Annotated in this window: 13 protein-coding genes; 2 read left to right on the forward strand and 11 right to left on the reverse strand. The window is 60.8% G+C overall.

The genetic code is table 11. From position 1 onward, the window contains the following. Window positions 1-58: 58 nt before the first annotated feature. The 11 genes from ACHEXK_RS11410 to ACHEXK_RS11460 all read right to left on the reverse strand — a co-directional run bounded on the left by ACHEXK_RS11410 (window position 59) and on the right by ACHEXK_RS11460 (window position 15,806). Window positions 59-1,177, reverse strand: coding sequence for a TRAP transporter substrate-binding protein (locus ACHEXK_RS11410; protein WP_416546261.1), 1,119 nt, complete (start codon window positions 1,175-1,177; stop codon window positions 59-61). A 140-nt stretch (window positions 1,178-1,317) separates the two neighbouring features. Further along, window positions 1,318-1,944 carry a TorD/DmsD family molecular chaperone gene (locus ACHEXK_RS11415; RefSeq protein ID WP_416546263.1) on the reverse strand — a complete coding sequence of 209 codons (627 nt, stop codon included), beginning with the start codon at window positions 1,942-1,944 and terminating at the stop codon, window positions 1,318-1,320. Window positions 1,945-1,954: 10 nt separating this feature from the next. Next, on the reverse strand, window positions 1,955-4,102 hold the full coding sequence (locus ACHEXK_RS11420; protein WP_416546265.1) for a 4Fe-4S dicluster domain-containing protein: 2,148 nt from the start codon (window positions 4,100-4,102) through the stop codon (window positions 1,955-1,957). After that, window positions 4,029-4,661, reverse strand: a complete 633-nt coding sequence (locus tag ACHEXK_RS11425) for a DUF3306 domain-containing protein (RefSeq protein ID WP_416546267.1) — start codon at window positions 4,659-4,661, stop codon at window positions 4,029-4,031. The genes ACHEXK_RS11420 and ACHEXK_RS11425 overlap by 74 nt, the downstream gene beginning before the upstream one ends. Then, window positions 4,658-5,233 (reverse strand): DUF3305 domain-containing protein, encoded by a 576-nt coding sequence (locus ACHEXK_RS11430; protein ID WP_416546269.1) that lies wholly within the window; start codon window positions 5,231-5,233, stop codon window positions 4,658-4,660. Before ACHEXK_RS11430 ends, ACHEXK_RS11425 begins: the two co-directional genes overlap by 4 nt. 8 nt (window positions 5,234-5,241) lie before the next feature. After that, window positions 5,242-8,028: a formate dehydrogenase subunit alpha gene (fdhF, locus tag ACHEXK_RS11435; protein ID WP_416546271.1), complete on the reverse strand. Its 2,787-nt coding sequence runs from the start codon at window positions 8,026-8,028 to the stop codon at window positions 5,242-5,244. Continuing rightward, on the reverse strand, window positions 8,025-9,743 hold the full coding sequence (locus tag ACHEXK_RS11440; RefSeq protein WP_416546273.1) for an NADH-ubiquinone oxidoreductase-F iron-sulfur binding region domain-containing protein: 1,719 nt from the start codon (window positions 9,741-9,743) through the stop codon (window positions 8,025-8,027). The genes fdhF and ACHEXK_RS11440 overlap by 4 nt, the downstream gene beginning before the upstream one ends. 5 nt (window positions 9,744-9,748) lie before the next feature. Then, on the reverse strand, window positions 9,749-11,059 hold the full coding sequence (boxA, locus tag ACHEXK_RS11445; RefSeq protein ID WP_416546275.1) for a benzoyl-CoA 2,3-epoxidase subunit BoxA: 1,311 nt from the start codon (window positions 11,057-11,059) through the stop codon (window positions 9,749-9,751). A 481-nt stretch (window positions 11,060-11,540) separates the two neighbouring features. Continuing rightward, window positions 11,541-12,968: a benzoyl-CoA 2,3-epoxidase subunit BoxB gene (boxB, locus tag ACHEXK_RS11450; protein ID WP_416546277.1), complete on the reverse strand. Its 1,428-nt coding sequence runs from the start codon at window positions 12,966-12,968 to the stop codon at window positions 11,541-11,543. 100 nt (window positions 12,969-13,068) lie between these two features. Further along, window positions 13,069-14,727: a 2,3-epoxybenzoyl-CoA dihydrolase gene (gene boxC, locus ACHEXK_RS11455; RefSeq protein ID WP_416546279.1), complete on the reverse strand. Its 1,659-nt coding sequence runs from the start codon at window positions 14,725-14,727 to the stop codon at window positions 13,069-13,071. Window positions 14,728-14,882: 155 nt separating this feature from the next. Then, window positions 14,883-15,806, reverse strand: a complete 924-nt coding sequence (locus ACHEXK_RS11460) for a helix-turn-helix transcriptional regulator (RefSeq protein ID WP_416546281.1) — start codon at window positions 15,804-15,806, stop codon at window positions 14,883-14,885. A 193-nt stretch (window positions 15,807-15,999) separates the two neighbouring features. On the opposite strand from ACHEXK_RS11460, the gene ACHEXK_RS11465 reads away from it, so the two are divergent. Both ACHEXK_RS11465 and ACHEXK_RS11470 read left to right on the forward strand, forming a co-directional pair. Further along, complete coding sequence (locus ACHEXK_RS11465; protein WP_416546283.1) at window positions 16,000-17,568, forward strand: 3,4-dehydroadipyl-CoA semialdehyde dehydrogenase; 1,569 nt, start codon at window positions 16,000-16,002, stop codon at window positions 17,566-17,568. A gap of 85 nt (window positions 17,569-17,653) precedes the next feature. Then, window positions 17,654-19,213 carry a benzoate-CoA ligase family protein gene (locus ACHEXK_RS11470; protein WP_416546285.1) on the forward strand — a complete coding sequence of 520 codons (1,560 nt, stop codon included), beginning with the start codon at window positions 17,654-17,656 and terminating at the stop codon, window positions 19,211-19,213. Window positions 19,214-19,257: the final 44 nt, after the last annotated feature.

A 19,257-nucleotide genomic window follows, 5' to 3' on the forward strand; every position in this document is an offset into this window, starting at 1 on the left:
AGTAAATCAGCCATCCGGTGGTGCCGGATGGCTGATGGGTGGGCTCAACTCAAAAAAATCAGGCCTTTTTGGCGCCAAAGAAATGGTTCACCGCCATGCGACGGCTGATGTTGGTGTCCTGATCCCACTTCACAGCACGGGCTGCGAATGCTTTCTGGGATGCCACGATTTCCTTGAACAGGGGGTTTTCAGCGGATTTCTTCTCGAGGATTTCAGTCCAGATTTTCAGCTGCTCTTGCAAAATGGCATCGGGGGTCTTGTAGAACTTGACCTTGTCCTTGGTTTGCAACTCGATGTAATCCTTGGAGTAGCGGTCGATGGCTTTCCAAGACATGTCGGCCGAGGCGGCCTCCGTGGCACCCGCAATCACGGCCTTGAGTTTGGCGGGCAGCGCGTCGTACTTGGTCTTGTTGAACATGATCTCGAAAGTCTCTGCGCTCTGGTGGTAGCTTTGCAGCATGCAGACTTTGGAGACGTCGGGGAAGCCCAAAACGCGGTCAGAGGTCGCGTTGTTGAACTCGGCACCATCGAGCAGACCGCGGTCCATGGCAGGCACGATCTCGCCGCCTGGCAAAGCGTTCACGGCAGCGCCCATGGCGGTGAACAGGTCAATCGCCAAACCGTTGGTGCGGAACTTCAGGCCCTTGAAATCAGAGGACTTGGTGATCGGCTTTTTGAACCAACCCAGCGGCTGAGTGGACATGGGACCGTACAAGAAAGACTGCACGTTGCCACCAATGGAGGCGTACAGCTTGGCCAGCAGCTCAGCACCACCGCCGTATTTGTGCCAAGCCAAAATCATGTTGGCATCCATGCCAAATGCTGGGCCGGAATTCCACAAAGCCAGCGCGTTTTGCTTGCCATAGTGGTAACCCAACACGCCGTGACCGCCGTCCAAAGTGCCCTTGGAGACGGCTTCGAGCAAACCAAACGCGGGCACCACGGCGCCGGCGGGCAGCACTTCGATCTTCAGATCGCCACCGGTCATGTCGTTGACTTTCTTGGCGTAATCCAAGGCGTACTCATGGAAGATGTCCTTGGCAGGCCAAGTGCTCTGCCAGCGCATGCTGATCGGGCCCGTTTGGGCCTTGGCGATCATGGGTGCGGAAATGGCACCTGCGGCGACAGCGGCGCCCTTCAGGAGGTTGCGACGGCGAGGGGTTTGAGCTTCGGTCAATGGAGTCTCCAGTGGTTATAAAACTTCTAAGCGTGAAAAGTTACCGCTTGGTTACGATTATGGGAGTTGTGGCGCGCCCACCTCTAGGTGAATACCCGAAGCCCCTTGTCTATTTTTTTCACAACAGACCGGAAAAATTTTCACACCACCAAATCGAAGCCCTGTGACTCCACACTGATGAAGGCCTCGGTGAATGCCGCCACCCGTGCGTAGAACACGGCGCGTGGCTGAGATAACAACACTTGGCACAAGGCGGGCAACCAAGATTGAACGTGCAGATTAAAAAACGCCTGCTGGCGGGTCAGGTTCGAGACTGCCACATCGTCCCCGGCAATCAGGAAACGCATGACCTCGAACACATAGGCCACGTGGTCTTCGGTTTCTGACATGCCTTCGGTGCGCCCTAAACCCAGCTCGGCCAAATCATCGCGCAGGCGCACCAGCGGCTTTTCATTCAGAAAACCGCTGAGGTAGTGCGAGCCAAACAAATACACCTCGGGTTTGCCCACACCGCCAAACAGGCTGTTGTATTCGGCCGAGATTTGCGCCTGACTCAGATTGCGGGCACAAGCCACCAGTTCGCGCCAAGGCTCTTCCAGAAAACCACCCGCATCGGGTGCCTCGGTCACGGCCACTTGCAGCTGCCCCAACAGTTCGGCACTGGGGGCAGCGTAAAACAACTGTGACAACAAGCCGTAAATCTCAGCACGGGCGGTTTCTTCGTCCAATGCGTGGCTGCTGACAGCGGGATGGAGGTCTTGACTCATGGCGATCGGCTTATTGGGGTTTGGAGGGGTTGACACCAGGGACACGCATCTGGTTTTCGTCGGTGAACATGTCCACCACGCGGCAGTCACCGCACATTTTCAGTCGCTCCAAAGCAGCGCCCTGGAACATGCTGTGCCCAGCCAAGCGCCCGAGCATGGCCTCGATGCCCTTGAGCGTCCCAAAGGGTTTGCTGCAGCGGATGCAGGCGTAAGGCGGGCTGCCGTGCAAAACACGCACTTGCGTGCGTTCAGGCAGCAAGGACAGGCGGGGCTGCAAGGTGATGGCGTTCTCGGGACAGGTCTTGGCGCACAGACCACACTGCACGCAGTTTTTTTCAATGAAACGAATTTCAGGCTGCAGCGGATTGTCTTGTAGAGCCGACGAAGGGCAGGCGCCCACGCAGCTGATGCACAAGGTGCACTTGCTGCCATCGACCACGATGGTGCCCAACGGGGCGCCGGCGCTCGGCAAATCGAGTGCTTTGGGGCGACTGGTTTCGTCCATGGCCATCACGGGCGACTGGGCCATCAAATGGTCAATCACCAATTCCAAGTTGCTGCGCTTTTCAGCTTGCACGGCATGGCGTGCGGCCGTGGCTGGGCCAGTGGGCAAACTGGCCGCCTTGAAGCTTCGGGCACACAGGCGCTGCAAGTCTGCATCCAGCGAGGATGCGGTCTGGGCTTCAAGCAACTGGAAATGGACACCGGTGTAGCCCAGCCCATTGAGCAGGCTTTGGGCCACAGCCATTTGTTCCATGAGCGCAGCGCGGTATTGCGGCGCTTCTTCGTGGGTGAGCAAAACCATGACCTGACGGGCGCCGTAGGCCACGGCCGACAGCCACAACTCCATGCCCACACTGGCGGTGTGCCACAACGCCACCGGCATGACGCGAGCCGGCACGCCTTGCATCACGCCCAGCTGTGCCCCCCGACCCAGCGCATCCAGGAGGGCTTGGCCTTTTTCTTGGCTGTGCAGCAGCAGCGCGGCGTCGCGCCCACCAGCGGCCTGGTAGGCCGAAAGGAGCGTGCGTATCTTGGCGCCCTGCTCTGCCGGACGCGGGTAAGCGTAGGTGAGGGCGCCCGTGGGGCACGCCGTGGTGCAGGCACCGCATCCCACACACAGGTTGGGGTTGACCACAATTTGCTGACGGCTTTTGTCCGAGCGCACAGCCTCGGCTGAGCAGATGTCAATGCAGGCATTGCAGCCGACTTGCTCATTGCGGCTGTGGGCGCAAAGTTTTTGCTTGTAGGCAAAAAATCGGGGCTTTTCAAACTCGCCCACCAATTCGCGCACCTTGAGCAAGGTTTGAAGGTCTTGCCCATCCCAGCGAAAGTACCCTTGGGGCAAGGCGTGTGATGTGAAAGTGGGCGTGACTTTGTCGCTGCGCAAGTCCAGCACCACGTCAAAGCGCTCGGTTTGTGGACGGGCGTCGCGGCTGAAGTCGATGGCGCCTGCGGCTTCGCAGACCTTGACGCAGTCGCGGTGGGAAGTGCAGCGTGACAAGTCCACCTGGTAATCGAGGCCAATGGCCTGCTCGGGGCAGGCGGCCACGCAGGCGTTGCATCGCGTGCACAGGTCCAGATCAATCGGGTTGCTGGCGTCCCACGACACCTCAAATGCACCCAACCAGCCTTGGAGGCCTTGCAAGCGACCGGCCACCACCGGAAAGCGCCTCTCTTGGCTCCCCCCGCCGTGGCCTGCGCCTTGCGCAAAAATCGTGACCTGCATCGCGTCGGCCAAAAAGCTGGCAGCGCGTTCGGCGGCATCGATGGCGCCGATGATGAGCACACGGCCTTGGCTTTTGTAGGTCACCGTCGCCACCGGTTCGGGCTCAGGCAGGCGAGCAGCGGCCAACAATGCGGCCATCTTGGGTGTGGCGTGAGCAGCTTCACGGCCCCAACCGCCGGTTTCCCGGATGTTGACAAACCGGATGGGCGAAACAGCACCCTCGGTTTGCTCGGCCAACTCGGAGAACAGGCGTTTTTCCTGGGTGCAGGCCACCACGACGGTTTCGCCGGTTTTCACGGCTTTTTGAAATTGCCCCGCTTCGCGGCGGCACAAAGTGGTGTGCAGGGTCAGGTTTTCACCCAGTGCTTGGCCCAGGGCTTGGGCTTGCAGGGGCATCGTTTGGTTGCAGTTGCAAATCAGGGTGGTCATGTTCAGTCGGTGCGGAGACTGGCAGCGCCGAAGTGGGCTGCGCGGTCAGGTGAGGCTCAAGATGAGATGGCGGCGACTTTGCCACAAGTGGCGGGCCTTCTGCTGCATCTGGGTCTTTGGGTGTCAGCAAGCCCAACAACTGGGCACCCACCATCTTCTCAAGCATGCCAGCGGGCAAAGGATCTGGGGTGTTGTAGTCACCGATGTAAATGTCCAAGCCGTCCATGACATTGAAGTGGGGATCGGTGAAGAGTTTTTTCATCGCTGCATTGCGCACCTCGCCAGGAACGCCTTGTCGCATGAAGCCCTTGAATTCAGAGGAAGGGGTCAACTGTTCAACATCCGCCATCGTCGGAAGGGGCGGCTGGGGCTCGGACTCTGAGGCCACGGCTTGATTTTGAGTCACTTCTGGCACAGGGCCGGCCGCAACGTTGGTGCCCCCCTGGGCGCCCGATGCGAGAGAGGGTGCAGGCGTTCGTGCCTCTCGCCCTGCGTTGACTTCTTGAGTTTCCAGGCCTTGTTTGCGCCGTGACCAACGGCTGAAAAAATTGTCGCTCATGGGTGGGGTCTTGCGCCCTTGCGCTTGCTCTCGGTGCTGACCGATACAGGCTGTCCAAACCGATCGGTCAGGCGCTGAAAACTCTGGGGTCGCTGGCGCTTTTTCTCTTCGGGCACAAAGTGCTGCTCTGCAAAGGCTTGCAGCCACGTCACCACTTCTGCCGCAACAGGAATGGTTTCCACCGTTTCTTGGGCATCCAGCCACCGGCCTGCGTCGTGGTAGCTCAGGCTCACGGCCTGAGGGACAGCCCGTGGTTCGCTGCCATCTGGCGCATCGATCAAGCGCCACATCACGAAGTAACAGGGCATGGGTGAGGTGGCGTTGAGCCAATAGCCCTCGGCATCGTCTTGGTACAGCGTGACAGCCCAGTTCGGGTAAAGCCACAGAGACTCGTGATCGGTCTGGCGCAAGCATCGCGGCTCGGCGCCAAAACCAGGCTCCTGGGGCACGACGTCTGCGAGCACCCATCGCCACGCCTGCCAGCGCGACATGGGGCCTTGCACCGGCTCGCGGCGCATGAGCACAGCAACGTCGAATTCGGGGCGGGCAGTGGGAGGGGGCTGCAAAGTCATGCGCCGCATTATGCGGTGATCGCAGATTCCACGCGCACGGCGCAGTATTTGAACTCCGGAATCTTGCCAATGGGATCGAGGGCCGAATTGGTCAACTCATTGGCCGCGGCCTCCACATAGGCAAACGGAATGAAGACCGCACCCAGCGGTGTGCCATTGTCTTGGCGCAAGGCCAGTTGCACATGGCCACGGCGCGAGGTCACTCGAATGTGCTGCCCGGCCTGCAAGCCCAAGCGGGCCATGTCCGCTGCATGCATGGAGGCGGTGGCCGCGGGCTCCAGCGCATCCAACACCATGGCGCGTCGCGTCATGCTGCCGGTGTGCCAATGCTCCAATTGCCGCCCGGTGATCAACACCATCGGGTACGCCGCATCGGGTTGCTCGTTGGCCGGGATAAGGCTGGCCGTCATGAGCCGCACACGGCCGTCGGCGGTGGGGAAATGGTCATGGAAAACGATGGGCTGGCCCGGGTCCTCGGCACTCACGCACGGGTAAGTGACCGAGCCAGCGTTCAGTCGCGCCCAATCGATACCCCCCATGGTCGAGGCCATGGCCTGGCGCATTTCTTCGTACACCCAAGCCACGCCATCGTGCTCGCCAGCGTAAGACCAATCAAGGCCCATGCGGGCAGCCATTTGCTGAATGATCCACAAATCGGGCTTGGCCTCACCCGGTGGCAGCACAGCCTGACGGCCCATTTGCACCGTGCGATCGGTGTTGCTGACCGTGCCCGTTTTTTCCGGCCAGGCGCTGGCGGGCAGCACCACATCGGCCAACCAGGCGGTTTCGGTCAAAAAGATGTCTTGCACCACCAGGTGCGCAAGGCTCGCCAGCGCATGGCGGGCATGGTGCAGATCCGGGTCGCTCATGGCCGGGTTCTCACCCATGATGTACATGCCACGCACCTTGTGCGGGTCACTGTCCGGGGCGAGCGCCTTGTGCATGATCTCGACCACGGTGTAACCGGGCTGGTCATCGAGTGGGCTGCCCCAAAACCTCTCAAACCAATCGCGTGCCGCTGGGTCGGTGACACGCTGGTAGTTGGGGTACATCATCGGGATCAGGCCTGCGTCGCTCGCGCCCTGCACATTGTTCTGGCCGCGCAAGGGGTGCAGTCCTGTACCAGGGCGCCCAATCTGCCCAGTGATGCTGGCCAAGGCAATCAGACAGCGCACGTTGTCGGTGCCGTGCACATGCTGGCTCACGCCCATGCCCCACAAAATCATGGCGGATTTGGCGCTGGCGTAAGCCCGCGCCACTTCGCGGAGGGTGTCGGCCGGAATGCCGCACACCGCGCTCATGGCTTCAGGTGTGTAGCCCTGCACATGGGCCTTGAGCTCGGCCACGTTGTCAGCGCGATCACGCAAGAAACTTTCGTCACACAGGTTCTCGGTCACGATGACGTGCAGCATCGCGTTGAGCAAGGCCACATCGGTGTCGGCCTTGAACTGCAAGGTGCGCCAGGCGTGACGGCCAATGTCGGTGATGCGCGGGTCGGCCAGCACGATGCGGGTGCCGCGCTGGGCCGCGTTCTTCATCCACGTCGCGGCCACCGGGTGGTTGGCTGTGGGGTTGGAGCCAATGACGATGATGAGGTCGGCATGCTCGACATCGCGCACCGGGTTGCTCACGGCACCCGAGCCCACGCCCTCAAGGAGGGCCGCCACGCTGGACGCATGGCACAGGCGCGTGCAGTGGTCCACGTTGTTGCTGCCAAAGCCGGTGCGCACGAGCTTCTGGAACAAATACGCTTCTTCGTTGCTGCCTTTGGCCGAGCCGAAACCGGCCAGCGACTTGGGGCCGTGCTCTTGGCGCAAGGTATTGAGGGGCTGGGCCGCCAACTCGAGCGCTTCTTCCCAAGTGGCTTCGCGGAAGACTTCGCGCCAATCCGAGTGGCCATCGATCAGGCCCACATCCTTGGCCACACCCGCCCTGCGGATCAGTGGCTTGGTGATGCGTTCCGGGCTGTGGATGTAGTCCATGCCAAAGCGACCCTTGACACACAAACGCCCTTCGTTGGCCGGGCCTTCGCGGCCCTTCACGCTGACGATCTTTTCATCGCGCACCTGGTAGGTGACCAGGCAACCGACACCACAAAACGGGCAGACCGAATCGACTTCGCGGTCCACCTTTTGCGGCCCCATGTGGCTCTTGGGCATGAGCGCGCCCGTGGGGCAGGCCTGCACACATTCGCCACAACCCACACACGAGCTGCCGCCCATCGGGTCGGCCAGATCAAACACCACCTGCGTGTGTGCACCGCGGAACGCCAAGCCGATCACATCGTTGACCTGCAGGTCGCGGCACGCGCGTTCGCAGCGGTTGCATTGGATGCAGGCGTCCAGATTCACGGCCATGGCCGGGTGCGACAGGTCGGCGGGCACTGCCTCCCGCTTGATCGCAGCGAGCGCCGGGCGCACCGTGACGCCGTGGTGCTTGGCCCATTGGCTCAGCTCGCCGTGCGGGGCCTCGGCCCGGTCATCGAGCCATTTGTGCCCGTGCGCGGGCAAGTCGGCCAGCAGCATCTCGAGCACCATCTTCTGGCTTTTGAGCGCACGTTCGCTGTTCGTCTGCACCTGCATGCCGGGCGTGGCGCTGCGACAGCAGCTGGGGGCCAGGGTGCGTTCACCGGCCACCTCGACCACACAAGCGCGGCAGTTGCCATCGGGCGCCAGGCCTTCCTTGTGGCACAGGTGCGGGATGGCAATACCCAGCTCTTTGGCGATGTTGAAAATGCTTTGGCCAGCGGGCGCTTCGACGCTTTGGCCGTTGAGGGTGAATTGAACGGTGCTCATGCTTTCACCTCTGCGCCCACTTCGTGCGGAAAGTAGTCCAGCACACAACGGATCGGATTGGGCGCAGCCTGGCCCAGGCCGCAAATGGACGCGTCGCCCATGACCTGCGCCAGATCTTGCAGGGTGTCGGCGTCCCAAACCTCACTCGTCATGAGTTGCGCAGCCTTGTCGGTGCCCACACGGCAAGGCGTGCACTGGCCGCAGCTCTCGTGCGCAAAAAAACGCATCACGTTCAGCGCCGCTTGGCGGGCACTGTCGTGGTGGCTGAGCACCATCACAGCCGCCGAGCCGATGAAGCAGCCGTGCGGCTGCAGCGTGTCAAAGTCCAGCGGCACATCGGCCAGGCGTTCGGGCAAGAGGCCACCACTGGCGCCGCCGGGCAAATAGGCGTAGAGCGTGTGACCTTCTGCCATGCCGCCGCAGTATTCATCGACCAATTCGCGCAAGGTGATGCCCGCGGGCGCGAGCTTGACGCCCGGCTGCCGGACGCGCCCGCTCACGCTGAAACGGCGCAGGCCCTGGCGGCCGTGACGTCCTTGCGATGCAAAGTTGTCCGCGCCTTGCTCGATCAGTTCGCGCACCCAAAACAGGGTTTCAAAGTTGTGCGCCAAAGTGGGGTGGCCAAACAGGCCCACCTCGGCAATGTAGGGCGGGCGCATGCGCGGCTCACCGCGCTTGCCTTCGATGCTCTCGATCATGGCCGACTCTTCGCCGCAGATGTAGGCACCCGCGCCGCGACGCAATTCAATCTGCGGCAGGGTACAAGGTGGCTTGGCTTGTAATTCGGCCAGCGCTTGTGTAAGCAGCACACGCGCTTCGTGGTATTCGTCACGCAGGTAGATGTAGACCGCCTCGCAGCCCACCACGCTGGCCGCGATCAACACGCCCTCCAAAAAGCGGTGCGGGTCAGACTCCAAACAGGTGCGATCCTTGAAGGTGCCGGGTTCGCCCTCGTCGATGTTCACCGCCATGAGGCGCGGCCCGGGCTGGCTGCGCACGATGCGCCATTTGCGCCCGGCCGGAAAACCGGCACCGCCCAAACCCCGCAAGCCCGAGGACTCCAAAATCTGGATCACCGATTCGACATCGCGCTGGCCCGAGGCCACTTGATGTGCCAGCTGGTAACCACCGGTTTGCAGGTAAGCATCGAGCCGGATCGCATCGGGCAAGGCATTGGGCGCAGTCTGGTTGCGGGTCACACGCTGTGCCACGCTGTCAGCCGTGGCATGGGCCACCGCCTGCTGACCGACCTGCGCGGCCGGGGCCTGCTCACAGCGGCCCAGACAGGGCACGGGCACGACCTTCACATCCAACAAATCGTTTTGCAACTGGCGCAGCAAGCTGTCGCTGCCAGCCAAGCTGCAGCTCAGGCTGTCACACACCCGCACCGTGATGCGCGGCGCGTCTTGGTCGTCTTTGAGGATTTCGAAGTGGTGGTAGAACGAAGCGACCTCGAACACCTCGACCACGGGCAGACGCATCTCAGCGGCCAATGCCACGATGTGGCGTTCGAACAGACCGTGGAAATGGTCGTTCAACGCATGCAGGTGCTCGATCAGCAGGTCACGGCGATGGCCATTGACGGGTGGCAAACCGATCAAAGCCTGTACCTCGTCGCGGGCCTCTGGCGTGACTTGTCGCCCTTTGAGCTGAGAGCGGGGCTGGCGCAGTTGCTGGCGAACCTGGTCCAGACCGATGTGGGTAGCGTTCGCCATGCTGTTTAATAGGTTTCGAGGTGCAAACGGCCTTCTTTTTTCAGCGCAGCGCCCACGCTGTCCCAGTCGAGCCCGGCGTTTTGCGCGATGTCTCGCAAGGCCATGACCACGCCCTCTTCCATGCTCTTCAATCCACACACATAAAAACAGGTGTTGGGGTCTTTGAGTTGCAGTGCAATGTCGGCCGCGCGATCACGCATGGCGTCTTGCACATAACGCTTGGGTTTGCCCACTTCGCGTGAAAACGCGAACTCGGTGTCGATGAAGTCTTTGGGCAGGTTGTTGAGCGGGCCAAAGTACGGCAACTCGGCCGGGGTGCGCGCGCCAAAGAACAGCATGAGTTTGCCGCCCTCGAACTTGCCACTGGCGCGCAGGCGGCGACGCCATTCGGTCATGGCCCGCATGGGGGCAGAGCCGGTGCCGGTGCAGATCATGACGATGTTGCTCTTGGGGTGGTTGGGCATCAAGAAGCTCGCGCCAAACGGCCCGATCACCTGCACTTTTTCACCCACATTCAGGTCGCACATGAAGTTGGAAGCCACGCCGCGCACGGGTTTGCCGTCGTGGTCCTCCAGCACACGCTTGATGGTCAGCGACAAGTTGTTGTGGCCGGGACGCTCGCCGTTGCGCGGGCTGGCGATCGAATACTGGCGGGCATGGTGCGGCTTGCCATTGGCGTCCACGCCAGGCGGGATGATGCCGATCGACTGGCCTTCGAGCACAGGAAAGGGCAAGTTGCCAAAGTCGAGCACGATGTGGTGGGTGTCGTAGTCTTGCTGGCCAGCTTGTTGGCCCACTTCGGTCACACGCAGGTTACCGGTCACGGTGGCAGTGATGGTTTTGTCTTGTGCCTTGGGACCGTAAAGGTTGGTGTAGGCGTGGGCGGCCGACCAAGGGGGAATGGTGGCACCGAACTGTGCAGAGTTGAAACCCGAGGCGGTGGCGGTGCTGACGGCCGATGAAGACGAAGCGGCAGCTTGGACGGCGGCTTGGGCTTCTTCCTGTGCCAGACCGGCATCGCCACCGGCCACTGCGAGCTCTTCAGCACTCAGTTCAGCGGGCAAGTCGTACCACTTGAGTTGTTCTTCGATGCTGTAAGCCTTGGCCTTGGGCACCATGCGCCAGTTGTCAATCGAGCCTGTCGGACATGGCGAGATGCAGTCCATGCAACCGTTGCAGACGTCGGCTTTGACCACATAGTTGAGCGAGTCGTGGGTGATCGCACCCACCGGGCAGATCGCTTCGCAGGTGTTGCAGCGGATGCAGATTTCCGGGTCAATCAGGTGTTGTTTGATCAGCGTCGCTTCGGTGCTCATGTCTTGGCTCTCTTGTATTTGGCGTTTTATGTCTGTGGTCTGCGAGGTCCGCAACGGTAGGGCTTTGTATGCGTGGTCCGCAACGGTATGGCTGTGGGCCGGGCGCCTCATACTGGGGTACCAGAAATCGGCGCCCGGCCCACAGCCATACCGTCGCTCTGTGCCCGTTTTAATGTGATGAGTCTACTGGGGCCCGGCATGTACAGCACACCCATGTCATTGAAAGGGCAAGGGGCGGGTGACGATTTTCGGTACCCCGGTATGAGGAACCCGCCCCTTGCCCTTTCAATGACCGCCTCAACTCGAGGCAGAACATAGAAACAACCAGCCACACAGCCACCAACAGACGCTCAACAAACCCCATGCAGTTGACAGAGGAAGGGGCGGGTGACGCTTTCTGGTACCCCAGCGTGAGGAACCCGCCCCTGACTTTGACGACTGCTGCCCCAAGGAAGAGGCAGCAGTCAAATCAGAAACGCAATCAGTTGAAGCGGACGTAATCAAAGTCCACGGGCTGACGGTTGATGCCCATCACGGGTGGCGCGATCCAGTTGGCGAACTTGCCTGGCTCAACGACACGGCCCATCAGGCTGGCCACATAGGCGCGGTCTTCGTTGGTGGGCAACCACTCGCCCACTTGCGCCATCCACTGCTCGTCGCTCACCACTCGGCCATCGGGCGTGATCTTGGCACCCGACAAAGAGCCAATGTTGCGGTGGAAAGCCTTGTGCGGGGCGGTCAAGGTGAAAGGAATACCGGCCTTGGAGATCACACGGTTCCAACGGTCGATGCCGCCTTTGGAGTCGGTGATGTAGTCGTCGCGCAGCACTTCGTTCAAAGCGTTGAGCATCGGAACTTCTTTCTCAACCAGCTTGCCGTCTTCCACCGACAGGATCTTGTAGCTGTTGCCTTTCAAGACGTGGTCGTCGGTGCGCTTGCCTTCTTCATAGCGGCCTTTCAGGCCCGAGCTGTAGAAAGTGGCCGCGTTGGACGACTGGTCGGCACCAAACAAATCGATGGTCACCGAGAAGTGGAAGTTGATGTAACGCTGAATGGTTGGCAAATCGATCACGCCCGCTGCACGCAGCTTGCCCACGTCATCGGTTTTGAGCTGGTTCATCACGTCCACCGTGCGCTGGATGGTGCGGCTCACACCGGACTCGCCCACAAACATGTGGTGCGCTTCTTCGGTCAGCATGAACTTGGTGGTGCGGGCCAGGGGGTCAAATGCCGACTCGGCCAAAGCGCACAGCTGGAACTTGCCGTCACGGTCGGTAAAGTAGGTGAACATGAAGAACGACAACCAATCCGGTGTCTTCTCGTTGAAGGCCTGCAAGATGCGGGGGTTGTCTTCGTTGCCACTGTTGCGCTGCAGCAGGGCGTCGGCTTCTTCACGGCCGTCTTTACCGAAGTACTTGTGCAGCAGGTACACCATGGCCCACAGGTGGCGGCCTTCTTCGACGTTGATCTGGAACAGGTTGCGCAAGTCGTACATGCTGGGCGCGGTCAGGCCCAGGTGGCGTTGCTGCTCCACCGATGCGGGTTCGGTGTCGCCTTGGGTCACGATGATGCGGCGCAGGTTGGCGCGGTGTTCGCCAGGCACGTCTTGCCAGGCTTTTTCACCGATGTGGTCGCCAAAATGGATCTTGCGGTCTTGCTCACCGGGGTTCAAGAAAACGCCCCAGCGGTAATCGCGCATCTTGACGTGGCCGAACTGAGCCCATCCTTGGGGGTCGACACTCACGGCCGTGCGCAGGTACACGTCCATGTCGGTCGAACCCTCGGGGCCCATGTCGTCCCACCAGTTGATGAAATTGGGTTGCCACTGCTCCAAGGCGCGCTGCAAGGTGCGGTCTTCGTTCAGGTTGACGTTGTTGGGGATCTTTTCGCTGTAGTTGATACCGGACATGAGAGTCTCCAGAAATGAAAAAGCAACGGTGGGGGCCAATTTCGGTTGCAGCGCAGACCACCGGGAACCGCGCTGCACAACGATATGAAATGGAATGAACTTACACGCGGTTCATGTCGAACTGGACTTTTTCACCCTTGCCGTAAACCTTCAGGGCCCCTTTTTCGCCGACGGCGTTGGGGCGTTGAAAGATCCAGTTCTGCCAAGCAGTCAGGCGACCAAAAATGCGGGTCAACATGTTTTCTTGGCTGGCAAAACGCAAATTGGCTTCCAGGCCCGTCAAGGCATCTGGCGACATGGAAGAGCGCTCTTCCAAGGCCAGACGGATCTCGTCAGCCCAGTCGATGTCATCAGGGGCAGCGGTGACCAAGCCCAAAGCCAAAGCGGCGTCAGCGTCGAGCGCTTTGCCAATGGCGCCGCGAGCGGCTTCCATGGCGGGCACTTCTTCATAAAAGCGGCGCTGCAGGCGTGTCTGGTCATTGACCATGGGGAAGAAACCGAAGTTCATTTCGTTCAGCTGGATCTTGGGGGCTTTGGCCTCGTCGTCCGGCAGGGCCAGCATGTAGGCGCGGTCGGCACAAAATGCCAATTCGGCGAGTGTGCCGACAAAACATGTCCCCTCTTCAATCAGGGCGAACAGGCTGCGCGAAGTCACGTCCATCCGCGCCAGGGTGCGGCGCAAGTGACCGATGGTTTCACGCACAAACCAATGGTCTTTGTGAGCCAACAGGGTCGCGTCAGAGGCCAGCACGGCAGCGGCATCGCCCGAGGTCTTCAGGACCCAAGTGCCGATGTCGAGTTCGTTGGTGCGCATGTGCAAGATGGCGTCATCGAGTTCGCGCACCATCTGCAGCGGCCACCAGTCCATGCCTGCGGCTTCGATGCCGGCGATGTCGGTGGGCTGGGTCATGGCCGGGGCCTTGACGGTGAAAGTGGCGATGCGCTTGGCGCGATCGATCTCCACCGTGACATTGTTGTAAGTCAGGGCATCGGCCGAGAAGGCTCGCTTCAAGGGTGTCAGTTCAACACCCTTGACACCTGCGGGTCGGATGCTGCCAGCGGCCAGTTGGGTGGCGCGTGCTTTGACCACATCCTTGAACACGGCAGGCTTGGCGATCGCGTCCACCAAACGCCAGTCCACGGCTTTTTGACCACGCACACCTTCCACGCTGGTGCAGAAAATGTCGGCCAGGTCGTGGCGCACATGGCGTTTGTCGGTCACGCGGGTCAGGCCACCGGTGCCAGGCAGCACGCCCAACAAAGGCACTTCTGGCAAAGACACCGAAGAAGAGCGGTCGTCCACCAGCACGATGTCATCACAAGCCAAAGCCAACTCGTAGCCGCCGCCTGCGCAAGCGCCATTCAATGCAGCAACGAATTTCAGACCATCGTGCTTGCTGGAGTCTTCAATCCCGTTGCGGGTTTCGTTGGTGAACTTGCAGAAGTTCACCTTCCAGCCGTGGCTGGACACACCCAGCATGAAAATATTGGCACCGGAGCAGAACACGCGATCCTTCAGGCTCGTCACCACCACCGAGCGCACCTCGGGGTGCTCGAAACGGATGCGCTGCAGCGCGTCGTGCAACTCGATGTCCACACCCAGGTCGTAGCTGTTGAGCTTGAGCTTGTAACCAGGACGGATGCCCGCGTCTTCGTTGATGTTGATCGACAAGGTGGCGATGTCACCGTCAAATGACAGTTGGATGTGCTTGTAGGCAGCGGGATGGGTCTGGTAATCGACCTGGAAGGGGGTTGTCATGCTGATCTCCGGCGATGAAGGGGTTGATCTCGGTCAAAAAATGCATTTCAGTGCATGTTGAGTTGAAGTTTATTGCATCTCAACTCATCCCGCAATATGCACTTTAATTCATTTAATAAGGGATTACCCTTGGAATCAAATCACCCTCGACCGCATCAAGCAGGACGCTGCAAGTGGTGGCGCACCGAAGTTCTCAAGGCCTCGAACGCTTGGTCTTCGCTGCGCCCGCTGGTGTTGATGGCCATGTCGGCCTTGGAATAAAAGGCCGCACGCCCTTCCAGGATGCGCTTGAGATCTTCCATGGCCTCGCGACTGGCGGCCATAGGGCGCATATCGCCTTGCGCGGCCACACGCCCCATGTGGTCTGTGGGATCGGCCTGCAACCACACGGTGGTGCAGTGCGAGAGCAGCAAATTGAAATTGGCCGAATCCGAAACCAAACCGCCAGGGGTGGCAATCACCACTTCGGGGTAAATCTGAATGGCCTCTTCCAGCGCCCGACGCTCGTAGCGGCGGTAGGCGTTGGCACCGTACAGGTTGTGGATTTCGCTGATCTGACAACCCGCAAACTGCTCGATTTCACGGCTCAATTCGATGAAGGGAAAGCCCATGTCATCGGCCAATCGCTGGCCCAGCGACGTCTTGCCAGCGCCCCGCAAGCCAATCAAGGCAATGCGATTTTTGCGCTCTTGCGCGTTGCCGCCCTCGCCAAACATGCCGCTCAGTTGTTCGCGCGCGCGGCGCAAGTCGGCTTCGCTGCGCTGGCCCAACAACTCGCGGATCAGCAGCCACTCGGGTGTGGTGGTGGTCACATCACCCAGCAATTCTGCCAATGAGCATTGCAAGGCACTGGCCACTTGCAACAACACCAAGACCGACACATTGCCCGTGCCGTACTCCAAGTTGGCCAGATGGCGCTCAGAGACATGCGCGGCCAAAGCCACTGCGCGGCGCGTCATGCCCTGGCGCGAACGCAGGTTGCGCACCCGCTCACCCAGCGTGAGCAAAAAAGGGTGGCGCTGGGCTGGCAATGCGGACAGATCGGCGGACATGGTCTCTTCGGTGGACAAATTCAACATGGCGTCAAAAACAAGGGAAAACCCCAGTATTTACAGGGTCACAAAACATGCACTTTACTGCATACTCCAGGGCAGGCACGATAGTGCATGAATCCTTGTTTATACCGCCAACCGGCCCACAGGAACAGGTCTTTGTGGCACAACAGTGCCTGTGGCCTCTTTTTTCTCACTTTTCCGACCGAAAGCCCTGCCCATGACCGCATTGCTCCCCAACTTTTTCGCCGGCCGCTGGCAAACGGGCACAGGCTCAGGGACCCCGCTGTTCGACCCGGTGCTGGGCAACGAGTTGGTCCGGGTATCCAGCCACGGCATCGATCTGACCGAAGGCTTTGCTTTTGCACGCGAACAAGGTGGCGCGGCCCTGCGTGCCATGAGCTATCGCCAACGTGCCGCCTCGCTCTCCCAAATCACCGAGGTGCTGCAAGCCAACCGCGACGCCTATTTTGAGATCGCCACGGCCAACAGTGGCACCGTGGCCAAGGACTCGGCCGTGGACATCGACGGTGCACTTTTCACCTTGGGCTACTACGCCAAACAAGGCATGGCCTTGGGCGAGGCCACGCTGCTGCTGGACGGCGAGCGCATCCGCATGGCGAAAGACCCGGTTTTCCAGACCCAACACATCCAGGTGCCCACACGTGGCGTGGCGCTGTTCATCAACGCTTTCAACTTCCCCAGCTGGGGCCTGTGGGAGAAAGCCGCGCCCGCCCTGCTCTCTGGGGTGCCCGTCATCATCAAGCCCGCCACCGCCACCGCCTGGCTGACCCAACGCATGGTGAAAGACGTGGTCGACGCAGGCGTGCTGCCCGTGGGTGCTTTGTCGGTCATCTGCGGCTCGTCCGCTGGCCTGATGGACCAGCTGCAAGCCTTTGACGTGGTCAGCTTCACCGGCTCGGCCGAGACCGGCCAAATCATCCGCAGCCACCGCGCCGTGACCGAGTTGTCGGTGCGCTGCAACATCGAGGCCGACAGCCTCAACAGCGCACTGCTCTGGCCCGCAGCCACCGCAGACAGCGAAGCCTTCAAGTTGCTGGTGGCCGAAGTCGCCCGCGAGATGACCGTCAAATCGGGCCAGAAATGCACCGCGATTCGCCGTGTTTTTGTGCCGCGTGGCTTGTACAAAGCCGCCGCAGAGGCCATTGGCGCACGCTTGGCCAAAACCACCGTGGGCAACCCGCGCAACGAGACCGTGCGCATGGGCGCGCTGGTGAGCCAAGAACAAAAAGCCAGTGTGCTGGCGGGTCTGGCCCAGCTCAAAACCGAAGCCACCGTTTTGTTTGACGGCAACAGCGCGGGTCTGGTGGATGCTGAGGCATCCAGCGCCTGCGTGGCCCCAGTGTTGCTGGGCACCGAATCGCCGATGACGGCCCAGGTGCTGCACGCGGTCGAGGTGTTCGGTCCCGTGTCCACCCTGATGCCCTACGACAGCATCGAAGAGGCCTACGCCATGATCCGCCGGGGTGAGGGCTCGCTGGTGTGCTCTGTCTACAGCGAGGACCACCTCTTCACCGCACAAGCCTCGGTCGAGCTGGCCAGCAGCCATGGCCGGGTGCATGCGATTTCGCCCGATGTGGCGGCTTTGCACAGTGGACACGGCAACGTGATGCCCATGAGCCTGCACGGTGGCCCAGGCCGCGCCGGTGGTGGCGAAGAACTGGGGGGCCTCAGGGCGCTCAACTTCTACCACCGCCGCACAGCGGTGCAAGGCAGCGCGCTGGCCTTGGATGCGCTGGCGGCTCAAGGCGTGGCCTTGCCCCTGTGAGACATCAGGATTGAGCACCTAGAAACTACCCATTGCCAGACCCCGAAATCTGGACAACAAGACAGATACCCCGAGGAGACAAAACATGACACGCCCCGTGACCGCCCCCAGCACCGACTTCAACTTTGCCCAACACCTGATTGCGACCAATGCCGGGCGCGCTGGCAAAACCGCGTTGATCGACGATGTGGGCACTCTGACCTACGGCGAGCTGACCGATCAGATCCGCCGTTTTGCAGGCGGCCTGCAGGCCATGGGCATCCGGCGAGAAGAGCGCGTGCTCTTGCTCATGCATGACAGCAGCGACTGGGTCGTGGCCTTTTTGGGCGCGCTGTATGCGGGTGTGGTGCCGGTGGCGGTGAACACGCTGCTGACGGCCGAAGACTATGCTTTCATGCTGAGCAACAGCCGAGCGAAAGCGGCACTGGTGTCAGGCACCTTGCTGCCCACCTTGCAAACGGCAATGGGCCTGGTGCCGACCGAAGTGCGGCATGTGGTCATTTCACGCCCAGCTGCGCCGCTGGCACAGGGCCAATTCCACATGGCCGACCTGGTGGCCCAAAACAACCCTGTCTTGCCTGCACCCACCCTGGCCGATGAACCGGCCTTTTGGCTGTACTCATCCGGCTCCACCGGCCAACCCAAGGGCACCGTGCACAGCCAAGGCAACCTGTACTGGACCGCCCAACTCTATGGCCAAGGCGTGCTCGACCTGCGCGACAGCGATGTGGTGTTCTCGGCCGCCAAACTGTTCTTTGCCTACGGTTTGGGCAATGCGCTCACGTTTCCCCTGAGCGTGGGTGCCACGGTGGTGCTGATGGCCGAGCGGCCGACCCCGCAAGCCACGTTCAAGCGCCTGGTGGATCACCAACCCAGCGTCTTTTATGGCGCCCCCACGGGCTACGGTGGCATGCTGGCCAGCCCGGATCTACCGGCCCAAAGCAAGGTGGCCCTGCGCTTGTGTTCGTCGGCTGGCGAAGCCCTGCCCCGCGACATCGCCGAGCGTTGGACGGCGCACTTCGGCTGCGAAATCATCGACGGCATTGGCTCCACAGAAATGTTGCACGTGTTCCTGTCGAACCGCCCGGGCGACGTGCGCTACGGCACCACAGGCAAGGCCGTGCCCGGTTATGAAATTCAATTGCGCAACGAAGACGGCAGTGTGATCACCGGCCACAACGAAATTGGTGATCTTTACATCCAAGGGCCCAGCAGCGCATTGATGTACTGGAACAACCGCGAAAAGTCACGCGACACTTTTCAAGGCGTTTGGACCAAGAGTGGCGACAAATACACCCGCGACCCCGATGGCTACTACACCTACGCGGGCCGCAACGACGACATGCTCAAGGTCAGTGGTATTTACGTTTCACCTTTTGAGGTCGAATCCACTTTGGTGCAACACCCGGCCATTCTGGAAGCGGCCGTCATAGGCAAACAAGACAGCGACGGCTTGACCAAAACCAAGGCCTTCATCGTGCTCAAGTCCGGACAGTGCCTGACGCCAGAGGATGTCAAAGCCTTCGTGAAAGAACGCTTGGCCCCCTACAAATACCCGCGCTTCATTGAATTTGTCGCCGAGTTACCCAAAACGGCCACTGGGAAAATCCAACGCTTCAGACTCAGAAACCAAGAAAACAGCTGAGGCAGCCACCGCCAAATCATCACAAGCCATCTGAAAACCATGGC

Source organism: Limnohabitans sp. DCL3 (genome assembly GCF_048019295.1).
Classification (GTDB): Bacteria; Pseudomonadota; Gammaproteobacteria; order Burkholderiales; family Burkholderiaceae_C; genus Limnohabitans_A.

Bases quoted from the DNA above. Each gene is read 5' to 3' on its own strand.
- ACHEXK_RS11415 (WP_416546263.1), bottom strand. From the start codon at position 1,944: ATGAGTCAAGACCTCCATCCCGCTGTCAGCAGCCACGCATTGGACGAA.
- ACHEXK_RS11420 (WP_416546265.1), bottom strand. From the start codon at position 4,102: ATGACCACCCTGATTTGCAACTGCAACCAAACGATGCCCCTGCAAGCC.
- ACHEXK_RS11425 (WP_416546267.1), bottom strand. From the start codon at position 4,661: ATGAGCGACAATTTTTTCAGCCGTTGGTCACGGCGCAAACAAGGCCTG.
- ACHEXK_RS11430 (WP_416546269.1), bottom strand. From the start codon at position 5,233: ATGACTTTGCAGCCCCCTCCCACTGCCCGCCCCGAATTCGACGTTGCT.
- fdhF (WP_416546271.1), bottom strand. From the start codon at position 8,028: ATGAGCACCGTTCAATTCACCCTCAACGGCCAAAGCGTCGAAGCGCCC.
- ACHEXK_RS11440 (WP_416546273.1), bottom strand. From the start codon at position 9,743: ATGGCGAACGCTACCCACATCGGTCTGGACCAGGTTCGCCAGCAACTG.
- boxA (WP_416546275.1), bottom strand. From the start codon at position 11,059: ATGAGCACCGAAGCGACGCTGATCAAACAACACCTGATTGACCCGGAA.
- boxB (WP_416546277.1), bottom strand. From the start codon at position 12,968: ATGTCCGGTATCAACTACAGCGAAAAGATCCCCAACAACGTCAACCTG.
- boxC (WP_416546279.1), bottom strand. From the start codon at position 14,727: ATGACAACCCCCTTCCAGGTCGATTACCAGACCCATCCCGCTGCCTAC.
- ACHEXK_RS11460 (WP_416546281.1), bottom strand. From the start codon at position 15,806: ATGTTGAATTTGTCCACCGAAGAGACCATGTCCGCCGATCTGTCCGCA.
- ACHEXK_RS11465 (WP_416546283.1), top strand. From the start codon at position 16,000: ATGACCGCATTGCTCCCCAACTTTTTCGCCGGCCGCTGGCAAACGGGC.
- ACHEXK_RS11470 (WP_416546285.1), top strand. From the start codon at position 17,654: ATGACACGCCCCGTGACCGCCCCCAGCACCGACTTCAACTTTGCCCAA.